Here is a 13,772-nt window from a genome sequence, read left to right as displayed (position 1 = left end):
CCCATGTGGCGGTACCACATCGCATCGCGGGGCCAGGGCCCATGAAAGAAAGGGCCTCAGCCCCCCACGGGCTCCCTCCATGGAAAGGTGATGAGCGCCGCCCCTGCTTCGTCCCCCGAAAGAAACCGCGAAACGCAGGTGCTCCGTGGCTCTCTCTTACCTTCTGCAAAAACCTGTTTTTAAAAAATCGAAAATTGTGTTGACAGCTTTGTTTAGTCGCTATACCGTTTAATTAAAGTTTAGCACCTAAACCTTAAACCCATCTGCAAAGGAAACCGCCATGAACACAACCGTATGCCCTTTCTGGGTCGGCTACCTTCTCTTAAACCCATTGCGAAAAAAACTTCAGAATCCGGAAAATCTGTTAACCCCGTATGTGAAACCCGGCATGACTGTGGGAGACATCGGCAGTGCCATGGGCTTCTTTTCCCTTCCCATGGCTGAAATGGTTGGCCCCACCGGACGGGTCGTCTGTGTGGATATCCAGGAACGAATGCTCAAAAAACTAAAAAAGCGCGCCATCAAGGCCGGGGTGGACGATGTGCTGGAATATCGGGTCTGTTCCCCCACGTCTCTTCACCTGGAGACCCCCGGCCGACCTTACGATTTCCTGCTGGCATCGGCAGTGGTCCACGAGGTCCCCGACGCAAAGGCTCTCTTTGAAGAATCGTTTGAGGTCCTTAAACCGGGCGGGCGCCTGTTGCTCTCCGAACCCGCCGGTCACGTTTCCCAGGCAACCTTTGATCGCGAAGTGGCCGCAGCCGAAGCGTGCGGGTTCCACGTTCTCAGCATGCGTCCAGGGCGACGGACCCTTGGAGCGGTATTTGAAAAAGCAGCCTGATCTTTTTTTATCCTTATTGTTTAGCATCTAAACCCAAAGGCACGGAGACACGTACAGGGGCCCTACGGCCCCTTGCAGCTCCGCAACCCACAGGAGGACATCCATGAAAAAACTGACACTTAACAAACACCTGTTTCTCACTGCAGCCATGCTGCTGGCCTTTTTTGCCTTTGCTTCCCCGGCGTCGGCCGCAGGGTTTGACTTTCTCTTCGGTCCCAAGGCGACACCGGGAACGGAGCTTCATGCCCTGGGATCCCGGGCCATGGAACGCAACGCGGGAGGCGCCACCTACTTTACCAACGGAAAGGGTCGGGTTCTTGAGGTACGGGCACGTCACGCCAAGGACGGTGCCCTTCGCGTAGCCGTCAACCGGACCTACATCCCGGAGAATTATAACGGCAGCCGTACTGCGGAAACCCTGTATCGCCGCCTGGGTCGACTGGCAAAAGAAAACAAAGCCATCAAGGCGGGGCAATACACCCTCATCGACGAGGAAAACGGGTTGGAGGCGTATCAGTACGGTGCCATGGTGGCCAAAGCCCTGGACAAGGAGTAAGTTCTGCGGTCATACAGCCTACAGGATTGATTTGCAGTTCATATGGGCCTGGTGAGTTTTGCCATGACTCCCGGGTCACATAATCATGCCAGAATCACCCTTTGGTGGCCGGAACAGTCATGCCTTACCCGTCCGTTTGTCTGTTCGTTCTATATTGCAGTGCATTCCGTGTGAACACCCCCAAAACACAGCCCGATTCGACGATTTGCTCGGATCGGGCTGTGTTTTGCGCATTTCATAATATGGAATATAACATTTAAAATCCCATATTGTGTTGCGCTGTCGGTTTTCACGTGTCATAGTAGCGACGTTTTGAGGGGACACCCCCTGCCCGCCCTTTATTAGTGCCGGGCAAAACCATGACATACCACAGACACCAGGAGGATGACGATGAATGGTAAAACCCTTATCTTAAAAGCTCTGAATCACGAAGAGGTCCCCCGCACACCCTGGGTACCCTACACCGGGGCCCAGATTGCGAATCTTAAGGGGTATGCTGCCGATGAGATGTTTCAGGACGTCGATAAACTCGTGGCGTGCCTCCTGGAAGCCGAGGCCCAGTATGCGCCCGACGGCCTCCCTGTGATGTTCGATCTGCAGGTGGAGGCCGAGATCCTCGGATGCGACCTGAAGTGGTACCCCAACACCCCGCCCACGGTGAGCAGCCACCCCCTGGCCGATGAATTCACCATCCCCACCCGTCGCCTGACCAGGGAGGATGGCCGAATCCCCATCATCATGGAGGCCACCCGCCGCCTCAAAGAGATGAAGCCGGATATCGCACTGTACGGCTTGGTCTGCGGCCCCTTTACCCTGGCGTCTCACCTGCGCGGCACCAACATTTTCATGGACATGTACACCGCCCCGGACCAGGTCAAGGCGCTGATCAGCTACTGCGAAGAGGTGGTGAGCGAGTATTCGGAATTTCTCGTGGAGGCGGGGTGCGATGTCATCGGTGCGGTGGATCCCCTGGTTTCCCAGATCTCTCCGGCTTCCTTCGAGCAGTTTTTAAGCGAGCCCTTTGCCGCCTATTTCAAAAAACTGCGGGATCAACATATTCCTTCCACCTTTTTTGTATGCGGGGACGCCACCAAGAACATCCCGGCCATGTGCGCCACCCGGCCCGATGCCATTGCCATTGATGAAAACGTGGACATCGTGGAAGCCAAAAAGGTGACCGACGAACACGGGGTCCTGATCTCCGGCAACCTCCAGCTCACCATCACCATGCTCTTCGGGTCCCAGCAGGACAACCAGAAAGCGGCCATCGACCTCATGGACGCTTTGGGGACCAAAGATTTTATCCTGGCCCCGGGATGCGACGTCCCCTTCAACGTGCCGCCGGAGAACATCGTGGGCATCGGCATGGCCGTCAATAATAAGGAAGCGGTGCGAAAAGCCCTTGAAACCTACGTAAAAAAAGAGGGCCTGCCGGACATTGAGCTGCCCGACTACCAGAGCCTTGATCACGTCCTCATCGAGGTGGTCACCATCGACGCCCAGACCTGCGCAGCCTGCGGCTACATGCTCGCCTCGGCCCAGGACGGCTCGGCCTCCTTCGGGGACAAGGTCAAGGTGGTGGAACGCTCCATCATGTATCCGGAGAATGTCTCTTTTATGGGAAAGGTGGGCCTTGAAAATGCACCGGCCATGCTCATCAACGGAGAGGTCAAGCACGTCTCCCTGATCCCCACGCGTGAAACCCTGGAAGCGGAGATCAAGGCCGCATTGGGTTAACGAGGAAGTTCAGTTGCCTCCGGCGGCCCTGCCGGAGGCCTGCTTTTGTTTTTTCTGAATCCCCCTATCTCTATAGGCGTCTTAGCGCCTCCATATCCAGTTCCGCCCCTCCGGAGTTCATCTCCGGAGGGTAGCTCCCCTTCCTGAACCCCTCCATTAAGAAAGCGGCTTCGTGACCCACGGTGGATATGCGGCAGTCCCTGAACGAAGAATAGATGCTGTGGACATTGGCGCACGGTTCCCGGGAATCCAGCAGCGCCTGAAGTCGCGAAAGATGCTCCTTTGTCAGCCAGGCGTCCGGTATCTCCGGCACCACAACGGTGGGACAGGGATCGTCTTTTTTTGTTTGTAAAAACGTCAGAAAGGCAAGGGGGTCTTCGCGGGCCCAGTCAAACGATTCGTGTGAATGCGTTGCCCCCATCTGTGTTGCACATGATGCGAGCATCACCGTAAAGACAATAGCCGAAAGAATCAGAGGAAGGCGTTTGGATCTGGGCATGGTGTTTTCCTGTGTGCGTTTTTGGTGAGAACAGTTTAGGGTGTTGGCAAGGCAACGCAGGGCGCACACCGCGCAGCCGTTGCCGCCACAGCCCAATGGACCATAGAATCCAGGGAAATACAACGGCAAAGGGACAGGTTTAGAGGAACGGTTTATGGAATCGCTCAAAGGGTACATACTGACGCGTGAAGGGGTGGATGTGCGCGATTCACACCACCTCCGGTATGCCGGGACCAGTGACCGGGGGCCCTTTGAGATCACCATCACCACTCATCGCCCCCTGTTTTTTCTACTTCGGGGAACCCCGCTTCCCACGGGCCTCCCGTCATGTGAGCGGCGCGCCGTCGAGTTGACCGATTTAGGCTGCCCGGGGACTGCCTCGATTTTGAAAGCCGAAATGCCCACTACAAAGCCCGGAAGCTTTTTGAGGAATCGAGCATCCAGACTTTTGAAGTGAAGCGCTTACTGAAGACCGCTACCTCATGGAGCGGTTTATTTACGGAGGCGTGGACATCCATGGTCCCTCAAGGGTTCAGGATGGTGTGATCCGATTCACCGACCCGGTCATCCGCAAAGCCGACGTGGAACCGATTTTTTCCCTTCTCTCCCTGGACATTGAGACCGGCCAGCGCGGCGAGCTCTACTCTGTGGCCTGCCACTTTACAAAACCGGTGTCAGGCGGTGTTGACGGAAGCCAGGTTTCCGAAGGCATCGTCCTGATGCTGGATCCTGGAGCGCAGAACCGAAACACCGCTGGCCCCCGCCTTCACGGCAGGCTCCCGGGAACCCCGTGCGAAGCCCTTCCCGGCGGGGGCGTGATGCATCGTTTTCCTGACGAAAAGGCACTCCTCCACGGATTTTTCAGGGTGTTGAAAGAGTTGGATCCGGACATCCTCATTGGCTGGCACGTCATCGGATTTGACCTTCTTTGAGGGCAAAGTGAAATTGAGATTCCTTTCTTGATGGGGCGAAACCAAAAACCGCCCAGGATCCGCGAGGTGCGCAAAGGCATCTACCGGGTCGAGGCCTGCGGCAGGATTGTCGTGGACGGTCCCCCTGCCCTGCGGGGCGCCTTTTACACCTTTGACAACTTCCGACTGGAGACCGTGGCCAAAGAGCTTCTGGGCGCGGGCAAAGAGATCGGCGAAGACGTCGACAAGGTCGCGGAGATCGAGCGCCGGTTCCGGGAAGACAAGGTAGCCCTGGCCCGCTATAACCTCTTGGACTGCACGCTGGTGACGGATATTTTCGGTAAAACCGGCCTCATCGACCATCTCTTCAAGCGGGCCATCATCAGCGGCCTTCCCATGGACCGGGTGGGCATGTCCGTGGCGGCCTTTGATTACTTTATGCTGCCCCAGGTCCACCGCAAGGGGCTCGTGGCCGCCAACGTGCGGGATGTGGAGAGCGCGGGCCACGCCAAAGGAGGCTTTGTCTTCTCCAGGGAGGCGGGTTTTTACGAGCATGTGGTGGTGCTGGATTTCAAGAGCCTGTACCCCTCCATTATCCGAACCTTTCACATTGATCCCCTCTCACGGCTCCGGGCGGAGACTGCCCCTGTCTCCACACCGCCGGGCATCGATTTTTCCCGGTCCGAGCACGTGTTGCCCGGTTACATCCAGTCCCTCATGGAGAAAAGGGAGCAGGCCAAGAAAGCCGGGGACCCGCACCTCTCCCAGGCCATCAAGATTTTAATGAACAGCTTTTACGGGGTCATGGGGACCCCGGGGTGCCGCTTTTATCACCCGGATCTCCCCTCTGCCGTCACAGGCACCGGGCAGTGGGTCCTGAAGACCACACGGAACCACCTGGAAGAACAGGGTTACGAGGTGATCTACGGGGACACAGATTCGGTGTTTGTCTGCCTCAAGGCCTCTGAAATCGCCGAAGGTGAGGACGCTCCCAAGGCGCTTGTGGCAAAGCTCAACGCCTTCATGGCCCGAACCATCCAAGACATGTTCGGTGTGGCCTCCCGGCTGGAGCTGGAATTTGAAAAGCATTTTACCCGTTTTTTTCTCCCCTCCTTACGGGGCGGCGGGGAGAGTGCCAAGAAGCGCTACGCAGGCATGGTGCGTACCGGCGATACGGAAAAACTTGTCATCACCGGTTTGGAATTCGTGCGCTCCGACTGGACCCGCTTTGCACGGGACCTTCAGTTTGAGCTTTTTCAACGGATTTTCAACGACGACGAGGTGGAGACATGGATCAAGCAGAAGGCAACAGACCTCAAAAACCACGTCTACGACGCGGACCTCATCTACCGCAAGCGCCTGACCAAACCGCCCGGAGAGTACACCAAGGCCATCCCGCCCCATGTTAAAGCCGCCCTTCTCCTGGGCAAGGCCGGTGAAAACGCCCGGGAGAGCCGCTACGTCATGACCCTTCGGGGGCCGGTTCCCGTTGAACTCCCCCACCCCGACCTCGACTACGGCCACTATATCGAAAAGCAGCTGATCCCCATCTTCGATGCGGTGATGATGTTCTTCGGCACCTCCTTCCATGAGATCATCCACGGTCGCCAGTTGAGCCTCTTTGACGATTGATTTAAGGCCTCCTTATTTACTTAAATAAAAGCAGAAAAAAACAGCCTCCGGCGGCAAGGTGTGCCACCTTGAAAACACCCATGTGGGGCTCTTCCCCCTCGTTCCTCGGGTCAAATCCCAGCGGTATTCCGACGAACCATTGTGTGATTATTTGTTTCCGACAGCCCTCCCTCCGGCGGGTCCACGTCGTTCGTAAAACCTGTTTGTCAAACCCGGTTTTATAAATCAGGCTAAAAGTTTGGCCCCCGGCAGGGCCGCCGGAGGCTTTTTTTTAGGTCTCTCCCCCAAATGGGGGATGTTTTTTTTCGGCCTCTCTCCTATGGATTTGTATGAAAGCGCACACGGATCCCTTTCGGCTGCAATACAGCATCACAATAAGGAGGACGCCATGAGTCAATTCCGCAACGCCATGGAGATTTTCAAGCATTTGCCCCGAACAAACTGCCGGGCCTGCAATGAACCCACCTGCCTCGCCTTTGCTTCCAAGGTGTTTTTGGGTCAGAAACCCCTGGAGCTGTGTCCCCATGCAGCGCACATTTCCTGCGAAGAGAAAACAGAGGGAACCAGCATCAAAACTCTGGAGGAACAGCGGCAGGAGGGTCTCAAGGCGCTAAAATTAAAACTGGCCGACTGCGATTTAAAGGAGGCGGCCCAACGGGTGGACGGGGTCTACGGGAACGGCAAACTGACCCTTAGAATGTTTGGAAAGCCTCTGTCTGTGGACAACGCCGGGAATCTTTCGGCGGATATCCATATCAACCCGTGGATCACCTCCGTGGTGCTCAACTACGTCCTCTCCTGTCGCGGCGCCGAACTTACCGGGGACTGGGTTCCCCTGCGGGAGCTCAAAGGGGGACGGGAAAAAAACGGCCTTTTTGTCCAGTGCTCGGAGTCGCCTTTCAAATCCCTTGCAGACATGTACCCCGACCTGTTCGAAGAGCTCATTGTTCTCTTCAACGGAGAATCCATTGAGGAGCAGTTCCAATCGGACATCGCCCTTGTGCTCCGTCCCCTTCCCCGGGTTCCGCTGCTGGTCTGCTACTGGAGTCCCGACGAGGGCATGGACTCCGACCTCCATCTCTTCTTCGACTCGTCGGCCGACGACAACGCGGGCGTGGACACCATCTACACGGTTACCACGGGAATCGTGAGGATGTTCGAGAAGATTGCCCGGAGGCACTGGCGCATATAATTGGGAAGCGCGACTGTTGCAGGGCTGTTTATGGCTCAGATAATTTTGCGTCGGGCGGCCCAGACCGCGGCCTGGGTGCGATCGCTGACGCCCAGCTTGTTGAAGAGATGGATGACGTGGCTTTTGACGGTGTGGGGGCTGATGCCGAGCTCGGCAGAGATTTGCGGGTTGGTAAAGCCCCTGCCCAAAAGGGACAGGACTTCGATCTCCCGAGGGGTCAGGGCGGCAAGCAGGGAGGCGTTGGCCTCATCCACGGCACGGCCCATGTGCACATCAGGATCGTGGGGTGGGGTGTGCTGTTGTGGAGCTGGGCGGGTGTCCACGTCAAAGGTGACAGAATCCACGGGGCGTCCGGCGGTGTCCAGAACCGGGTAGGTGACCTGCTCACTGATGGGAGGACCGAGGTGGGGACACTGGCCGGGAACGGCCCGTTGTTTGGAGACCATGGAGGCAAAGGCAAGGCAGGTGGGGTACCCGCAGGCCTTGCAGTTGGTCAGGGGCAGAAGCTTTAAGATATCCGGTACGGCAATCTTCCTGAAGACCTTGTGCTTGGGCACGATGGTCTCTTTTTTCTCCAGGATGGTGTTGAGTTTTTCCAGGAGCCTGTCCCTGAAGGCTGCGGCTTCGTCGCGGTCTTCAAAGGGCGTTGCAAGGCAGCGAAACGGGTAGAGCACGCAGAAGACCCCGTCCAGCTCAAAGCGCATCAGTGCTGGCGTCTCGTGAAGTTCGGCGCGCGGTATGACCGCGTTGATATAAGGAAAGAGAAACGAGAGATCGGTGTCGAAAAAAAAGCCTGTCATCACCGAGGCGCGACGGACCGAGCCCGGTTTGGCCATGGGGCCTTCAAGGCAGGTGAAAAAGGTATGGTATTGGATGCGATTCGTCGTCAAGGCGTACCGTTCCTTACTCTGTTTCTTCCCGTAACAGGCCGTAGACCACAAGGTCCCTGTACTGATCGTAGAATTTTTCTACCCTGCGAAGGGTGCCTTCCTCAGTGAACCCGAGCCGTTCGGGGATGGCCCTGCTCCTGATGTTTTCCACGCCGCACCGGATTTCCACTTTCTGCAGGTCCCAGTAATGATACCCCATCATGACAAGATCCTTGACGGCCCGTGTCATAATGCCCTTTCCGGTGTATTCTTCCCCCATCCAGTACCCGATGTGCCCGATACCGTTGGCATGATCCAGCAGGTTGTACCCGAGGACCCCTGCGATGCGTCCACGGTAAAAGATCGTTTCATGCAGGGCCAGGCCTTTACTGAAACGGTGCAGCTGGAGATCGATAAAGTGACGGGTGTCTTCCGGCTTTTTGATGGAGTCGAGCCAGGGCAGCCATTGTTTCAGGTAATCGCGGTTTTTCTCCGTGAGTTGAAACAACTCGTCGGCAAAATGAGGCACGGAAAGCCGGAGTTGAATGTGCCTGTCGAGCTGGCGGTAAAACATGGCAGGTTCTCTCCATCCTTTTGGGGACAGGTTCCCCTTGGTTTACCCTCTATAATATGTTTCATGAACCGAGTACGCCCATATTCAAGGCATCAGAGCTGCAGATGTGGTTGCTTCCCTTAAAGCCTTGATAACGAGGACGATGGATACACTTTGCATCTTTCCAACAGGAGGTGGGCGTTTTTCATGAAATGGCCGGGTTATTGACCTTTCTTTTGCTCCCCCATCGTCCAGAGAGCCAGGGTACCGATTCCATAGAGGACCCCGATGGCAAGGGAGAGCACAGACGAGACAAAGACAAATAAAATCCTGGTGTTCATCTCTTCCAGGTACGGATGCTCCACAAAGACGATCATCGGGATGCTGCCGATGCCCCGGGTCAGGTAGACACACGAGATCATCACAAGGGCCGCTCTGGTGAAGGGAAGCCTGCGGACATACCCGGCTCCGGAAAAAGCATAGAGACCGAACACCAGAAAGATCAGAATAATCGCCGTCGTAATCCCCATGGGGACCCATGAGCCGTTTTCCGCCATGGCGGCCATGGACTCACCGGCGCCGAAAAAACGGTACCAGTCCCCACCCCCGATGACAATGACTGTATGCAGGGCGGCAATGGCCACGCTGCAACACCCTGCGACCGCAAGACATGGATTGCCGGTTTTCATCATGGTCGTCCCCATTGTTGTTGCCCCGGCAGACCGCCGGGGCTCAGTCGAACAGGCTCGTTACGGAAAAATTTTCCGTTAATCGATGAGATACAGCGTATCCACCAGTTCATTGGCATCGTCCGGGGCAACGGGAAAATGGCTGGCCAGGAGTTCGCCGCATCGCAGGATCCCCTTGCGCATCCCCTCTTCGGGCTTGCCGCGTCTGAAGCCGCTGATGATGGTATCGCACAGGGCCTGCCAGTCTTCCCCGGTGAGCTTGGCGTTGATGGTGTCGTCTCCCACCACGTGGACCATATGCTCATACAGGGAGACATAGATCAGCACGCCGGTGGCGTCTTCGGTTTTCCTGATTTTCAGTTGCTGAAAGGTCTCCCGTGCGCGGCGCTCCACCTCCTCCTGCATCTCTCGTTTTGTGATGAGAGGGAGCCTCAGCACGGGAAAATGGCTCGCCAGGGACATGCCCATAAAAAAGGAGACAACAAGAACCGCCAGGGCAACGGCCATGGGAAGGCGTGATGCCGTTGAGGCACCCCAGGTATCGACAACGGGGGCCAGGCCCTGAATCCACCCCCAGGTGCACCCGAGCACAATCAGGGAGAACAGGAACCCGAAGAGATCCTCCGCCCTGTCGTAACGCCCGGAAGCGCTGGCAATGACCGGAACCACTTCGGCCGAAGTGTTCTTTTCCACGTCGGCAATGGCTGCTTCGATGCTTCGAATTTCGTCGTCTGTCAACAGACTGGTCGCTTTTTTCATACCGGTTACCATGATCCTGTTGCCCCCCCGCCGCCGGAAAAGCCGCCTCCGAAGCCCCCGCCGCTACCTCCGTCAGAAGAGGAGTCAGCCGAGAGCAAAATCTGGATAATAAATAAAAGAACCACGCCAAGAATTCCCAGGAGCACCCAGGCCCATCCCTTTCGCCCCGAACGGAACAGGTTGATGATAAGCATCACCATAAAAGCGATACCACCCAGCACCGCGGGAATCACCCACCAGGGCCCTTGGGGTTTGGGCAGGGAGAGCCCACGTGCCATGGCATCCAGTCCACGGACCCCGTCGGCAATTCCTGTTGCGTAATCGCCTCGTTTGAACCCGGGGATAATGAGGTCATTCATGATCTGGCCGGCCTCATAGTTATGTACCCCGCCCCAGTCAGCCCCAAGCTCGATGCGGGCTTTGCGATCCCCTTCGGAGACGAGGAGCAGGATCCCGTAGTTGCGATCCTCCCAGCCGATGCCCCAGTGGTTGAAGAGGGCGGCGGCGTACTCTTCTATGCGCATGGTCACGGCATCCTGGACGGCAAGGGCATGTATGGTGACCACATACAATGGGATGTTTTCTTCGGCAAGGAGAGCCGAAGCGATCTCATCAATTTTGGCCCCTGTCCGGGCATCGATGAGCCCTGCTTCGTCCACGTAAAAATGCTCCGACGGTGGCTTGTCCGGAAACGTTGCAGCCAGGGCACATATGGGCGTCAGCAACAGAATCGCTGCCCATGCAAACCATTTTTTTCTGTTCATCTATGAATTTCCCTTCAAGGTGTTGAGGTTAACACCTGCGACATGACGTTGAATATCAGATATAATCAAAGATAACCATACGATTTTACGCTGATGCCGTATGACGTTACCCCTTCAAAATGAGGCGGGAGTGTGTTTCTACCTGCATCTCTAACAGCTGAAAAGGTGCCGGCAAAAGAACCTGTCCCCTTCTCTTCGGCGTGTAGTAATAAGATACGGCAGGTTTGTCAATTGGTTCCGTTTGTCGGGGCTGAGCCGTGCTGATTCAGGCCTGAGCGGTCTGGTGTTTGACGTGTTCCCTTCCCTTGCGCGATGGCTCTATTCCCTGTATTGAGTTAGGTTCTTGGTATAGAAAATGCAATGAGTCACCTTTTCACTCCCCATATGTTTTTCACTCTGTTTGTAGCCGCTGCTACAGACAAGAATACTCTTCTATACTTAATAGAAGCACCATCATTATCTACAATCCAGGTGGAGTAAGAAAGGGTTGAATCGTGTGTCATGCTAAACAAATTGCAGGTAATGATATCAACAAATTGTCAATAGATTTTAATTTCGAAAACACGTATTCGCCGGAGTTTGAAGCCTTTATCGTCAAGGCGAAAAAAAAGAGAGCCGCCAAGGGAGATGCCCTGTTTCTTCAAGGGGCTGCCGCAGAGGAGCTGTTTTTGATTACCGCCGGGCGTGTCAAGCTGAACAAGGTGTTTGAGAACGGCAATGAATTGACGCTTGAGATGCGGAAGTCAGGGGATTTTGTCGGTGAAAATATTTTTCTCTCAGGGGCCCAGTACCCTGTCTCGGCGTACTGCATGGAAGACACGACCACGTGCGGTTTCAGCAAAACAGAATTTGAACAGCTTATTCTGGAATACCCGAAGATAGGCCTTCAGGTGATCAAAAACATGAGCGAGCGGATTTCATGGCTGACGCGTCGCGTGAGAAGCTTGTCTCTGCCCAATATCGAGGACCGCCTCTTTCATGTGCTCCTGAACATAGCCAAAGAGCACGGGATACAGAGCCCCCAGGGTATTATCATCAAATTTCCGCTGACCCATGAGGAACTGTCCATTTTAACCGGCGCCCACAGGGTGAGCATTACCCGTGCCATGAAGGTTCTCAAACGAACTGGTAAAATCATATCCGAAGATCGAAAACTCATTGTCCCCACCATCAAATAGATGTCGGGTATTCACACATGATCCTTCCATGGATACGTACGGTTTACTCCGTACTGAGGTACCGTTGGGGTCGGAATTACAGCAGGGCGATACCAAGGATGACAAAGGCAATTCACGTTCCCGAGCATATCAAGAAAACCTGGCAGGACATGACCGACCTCATAACCGAAATCACAGGAGCGCCCGTTGCCCTTATCATGCGGTTTTCCGACCCGTGCGTGGATGTGTTTGTGTCAAGCATCGGCACAGGCAACCCCTACTCCCCGGGTGAGACGCTGGAGTTGAACAATTCAGGATTGTATTGTGAGGCGGTCATTAAAACGCGGGAGCCCCTTGTTGTCTGCGATGCCATGAAGGATGAGAGGTGGCTGGCCAACTCCAGGTCCAATCGGGACATGACCTCCTATCTGGGGTATCCTGTCTTGCTTCCCAACGGCGAGGTCTACGGGACCCTGTGCGTTTTGGACAGGGTCAGCAAGGGCTTCCCCGATCCCGTACGGCACCTTCTGCATCATTTTACCAAACAGATGGAATCCCACCTTGCGCTTCTCTGCCTCAACCATGCCATGGTGGAACAAAACAGAAAAATCACGCGGAGTCTTGCCGAGCGACAGGTGCTCCGAGGATTTATCACCATGTGCGCCAACTGCAAGAGCATCAAAGACGCCCGGGGCAACTGGCAGGATATAGAGAGCTTTCACCCGGAGGCCAACTTCAGCCACAGCATCTGCCCTTCATGCCGCCGCGTTTTGTATCCCTATTTAAAGTAATCGACAGGGGGAACCCCCACCCTTTCCCTTTTGGCTTATCCGCTATTCCGGGGTGTAGTTGAAATCCATGATAAAGGAGTGCTCCGAGGATTTGGAGGACGCATAGATGTCGTTGAGGACCTCCCGTGTGGAAAATACATCGGGCTGGGTGGCTTTCAGGGCCGCTCCGATAAAATCAAAGGCCCCTGCCCCGGCCTTGGTCTTTCCGCTGAGGACCGTTTTGACAAGGCCAAAGGGCACGTCCGGGTCATAAAAGTTCACCTGGGTCATGTCCGCGTCCACGGTGCCGAAAAACGGGTCTCCGGAGTAGTGAACCATCTGCTGGGTCTGGATGTAGACAACGTTGTACGACCTCCCTTTGATATCGAAATGCTGGGGTACGGCGCATCGTTTAAAGGCAACGCGACGGAAATAGCCTGATTCAGGGTTCTCGCCCTCAACCTTGAGAGGCATGATTTCCCCTTTGTATTCCAGCTGCGCCTTAAGCACCTGCCCCCCGTCCGTGACCCAGTAGAGTTTCCTGAAATCCAGCATGTTTCTGTTCTCGGGCTCAATGGCCACCAGGTTCACCCTGTCTTCCCGGGACACTAAGGTAACCCGGCTCCCGTTGCCGGTCATGTTTTCGTTATCCGAGGTGTAAAACGCCGTGTCCCCCACCTTGGGGTCCGGGTGGATATAAAATCGCTCACAAACCGGCTCTTTTTTCATGCTCGAGACCACATAGCCCTGCAGGAGCGACATGCAGCCCGTGAGGGGAATCAGAAAGAAAAACGTCAATACAATAAACATGGCGCGTTTCATAAAAACTCCTTCTTAGGGGAC

15 protein-coding genes are annotated in these 13,772 nt (G+C 55.5%); 8 read left to right on the top strand and 7 right to left on the bottom strand.

Translation table 11 applies throughout. The annotated features are described in order from the left end of the window. The first annotated feature begins 280 nt into the window (after window positions 1-280). The 3 genes from ACOYW2_RS10650 to ACOYW2_RS10640 all read left to right on the top strand — a co-directional run bounded on the left by ACOYW2_RS10650 (window position 281) and on the right by ACOYW2_RS10640 (window position 3,134). Complete coding sequence (locus ACOYW2_RS10650; RefSeq protein WP_482770381.1) at window positions 281-841, top strand: class I SAM-dependent methyltransferase; 561 nt, start codon at window positions 281-283, stop codon at window positions 839-841. Window positions 842-944: 103 nt separating this feature from the next. Next, complete coding sequence (locus tag ACOYW2_RS10645; RefSeq protein ID WP_482770380.1) at window positions 945-1,397, top strand: hypothetical protein; 453 nt, start codon at window positions 945-947, stop codon at window positions 1,395-1,397. Window positions 1,398-1,787: 390 nt separating this feature from the next. Further along, entirely contained in the window at window positions 1,788-3,134 is a 1,347-nt protein-coding gene (locus ACOYW2_RS10640) for a uroporphyrinogen decarboxylase family protein (RefSeq protein ID WP_482770379.1), read from the top strand. Window positions 3,135-3,204: 70 nt separating this feature from the next. On the opposite strand, the gene ACOYW2_RS10635 is transcribed toward ACOYW2_RS10640, so the two are convergent. After that, window positions 3,205-3,633 carry a hypothetical protein gene (locus tag ACOYW2_RS10635; RefSeq protein WP_482770378.1) on the bottom strand — a complete coding sequence of 143 codons (429 nt, stop codon included), beginning with the start codon at window positions 3,631-3,633 and terminating at the stop codon, window positions 3,205-3,207. Window positions 3,634-4,115: 482 nt separating this feature from the next. On the opposite strand from ACOYW2_RS10635, the gene ACOYW2_RS10630 reads away from it, so the two are divergent. From ACOYW2_RS10630 to ACOYW2_RS10620, 3 genes are all read left to right on the top strand, one after another. Further along, window positions 4,116-4,565 carry a 3'-5' exonuclease gene (locus ACOYW2_RS10630; RefSeq protein WP_482770377.1) on the top strand — a complete coding sequence of 150 codons (450 nt, stop codon included), beginning with the start codon at window positions 4,116-4,118 and terminating at the stop codon, window positions 4,563-4,565. A gap of 12 nt (window positions 4,566-4,577) precedes the next feature. Then, complete coding sequence (locus tag ACOYW2_RS10625) at window positions 4,578-6,176, top strand: DNA polymerase II (RefSeq protein ID WP_482771013.1); 1,599 nt, start codon at window positions 4,578-4,580, stop codon at window positions 6,174-6,176. 388 nt (window positions 6,177-6,564) lie between these two features. Further along, window positions 6,565-7,368 (top strand): DUF3786 domain-containing protein, encoded by an 804-nt coding sequence (locus ACOYW2_RS10620; RefSeq protein ID WP_482770376.1) that lies wholly within the window; start codon window positions 6,565-6,567, stop codon window positions 7,366-7,368. Between the two features lie 35 nt (window positions 7,369-7,403). Here the strand turns inward: ACOYW2_RS10620 and ACOYW2_RS10615 are convergent, their stop codons facing one another. The 5 genes from ACOYW2_RS10615 to ACOYW2_RS10595 form a co-directional block, all read right to left on the bottom strand. Then, the gene (locus tag ACOYW2_RS10615; protein ID WP_482770375.1) at window positions 7,404-8,258 is read right to left on the bottom strand and encodes a LuxR C-terminal-related transcriptional regulator; all 855 of its coding nucleotides are present in this window, start codon (window positions 8,256-8,258) and stop codon (window positions 7,404-7,406) included. 13 nt (window positions 8,259-8,271) lie between these two features. Then, complete coding sequence (locus tag ACOYW2_RS10610) at window positions 8,272-8,811, bottom strand: GNAT family N-acetyltransferase (RefSeq protein WP_482416355.1); 540 nt, start codon at window positions 8,809-8,811, stop codon at window positions 8,272-8,274. Window positions 8,812-9,011: 200 nt separating this feature from the next. After that, window positions 9,012-9,482 (bottom strand): hypothetical protein, encoded by a 471-nt coding sequence (locus tag ACOYW2_RS10605; RefSeq protein ID WP_482416356.1) that lies wholly within the window; start codon window positions 9,480-9,482, stop codon window positions 9,012-9,014. Window positions 9,483-9,557: 75 nt separating this feature from the next. Next, window positions 9,558-10,238 (bottom strand): TPM domain-containing protein, encoded by a 681-nt coding sequence (locus ACOYW2_RS10600; RefSeq protein WP_482416357.1) that lies wholly within the window; start codon window positions 10,236-10,238, stop codon window positions 9,558-9,560. Between the two features lie 5 nt (window positions 10,239-10,243). Then, window positions 10,244-11,002, bottom strand: a complete 759-nt coding sequence (locus ACOYW2_RS10595) for a TPM domain-containing protein (protein WP_482416358.1) — start codon at window positions 11,000-11,002, stop codon at window positions 10,244-10,246. 494 nt (window positions 11,003-11,496) lie between these two features. Between ACOYW2_RS10595 and ACOYW2_RS10590 the strand changes: the two genes are divergently transcribed. Both ACOYW2_RS10590 and ACOYW2_RS10585 read left to right on the top strand, forming a co-directional pair. Continuing rightward, window positions 11,497-12,180 carry a Crp/Fnr family transcriptional regulator gene (locus ACOYW2_RS10590; protein ID WP_482770374.1) on the top strand — a complete coding sequence of 228 codons (684 nt, stop codon included), beginning with the start codon at window positions 11,497-11,499 and terminating at the stop codon, window positions 12,178-12,180. A gap of 98 nt (window positions 12,181-12,278) precedes the next feature. Further along, the gene (locus ACOYW2_RS10585) at window positions 12,279-12,950 is read left to right on the top strand and encodes a GAF domain-containing protein (protein WP_482770373.1); all 672 of its coding nucleotides are present in this window, start codon (window positions 12,279-12,281) and stop codon (window positions 12,948-12,950) included. A gap of 42 nt (window positions 12,951-12,992) precedes the next feature. Here the strand turns inward: ACOYW2_RS10585 and ACOYW2_RS10580 are convergent, their stop codons facing one another. Continuing rightward, window positions 12,993-13,751 carry a hypothetical protein gene (locus ACOYW2_RS10580; protein ID WP_482770372.1) on the bottom strand — a complete coding sequence of 253 codons (759 nt, stop codon included), beginning with the start codon at window positions 13,749-13,751 and terminating at the stop codon, window positions 12,993-12,995. Between the last annotated feature and the right edge of the window lie 21 nt (window positions 13,752-13,772).

This window comes from Desulfoluna sp. CLI2B (assembly GCF_056847375.1).
Note: the sequence above shows the minus strand (reverse complement) of the source record. Positions and strands in the feature narration are given on the sequence as shown.

Coding starts and splice junctions, on each gene's coding strand:
- ACOYW2_RS10650 (WP_482770381.1), top strand. CDS start 281: ATGAACACAACCGTATGCCCTTTCTGGGTCGGCTACCTTCTCTTAAAC.
- ACOYW2_RS10645 (WP_482770380.1), top strand. CDS start 945: ATGAAAAAACTGACACTTAACAAACACCTGTTTCTCACTGCAGCCATG.
- ACOYW2_RS10640 (WP_482770379.1), top strand. CDS start 1,788: ATGAATGGTAAAACCCTTATCTTAAAAGCTCTGAATCACGAAGAGGTC.
- ACOYW2_RS10635 (WP_482770378.1), bottom strand. CDS start 3,633: ATGCCCAGATCCAAACGCCTTCCTCTGATTCTTTCGGCTATTGTCTTT.
- ACOYW2_RS10630 (WP_482770377.1), top strand. CDS start 4,116: ATGGAGCGGTTTATTTACGGAGGCGTGGACATCCATGGTCCCTCAAGG.
- ACOYW2_RS10620 (WP_482770376.1), top strand. CDS start 6,565: ATGAGTCAATTCCGCAACGCCATGGAGATTTTCAAGCATTTGCCCCGA.
- ACOYW2_RS10610 (WP_482416355.1), bottom strand. CDS start 8,811: ATGTTTTACCGCCAGCTCGACAGGCACATTCAACTCCGGCTTTCCGTG.
- ACOYW2_RS10605 (WP_482416356.1), bottom strand. CDS start 9,482: ATGATGAAAACCGGCAATCCATGTCTTGCGGTCGCAGGGTGTTGCAGC.
- ACOYW2_RS10600 (WP_482416357.1), bottom strand. CDS start 10,238: ATGAAAAAAGCGACCAGTCTGTTGACAGACGACGAAATTCGAAGCATC.
- ACOYW2_RS10595 (WP_482416358.1), bottom strand. CDS start 11,002: ATGAACAGAAAAAAATGGTTTGCATGGGCAGCGATTCTGTTGCTGACG.
- ACOYW2_RS10585 (WP_482770373.1), top strand. CDS start 12,279: ATGACAAAGGCAATTCACGTTCCCGAGCATATCAAGAAAACCTGGCAG.
- ACOYW2_RS10580 (WP_482770372.1), bottom strand. CDS start 13,751: ATGAAACGCGCCATGTTTATTGTATTGACGTTTTTCTTTCTGATTCCC.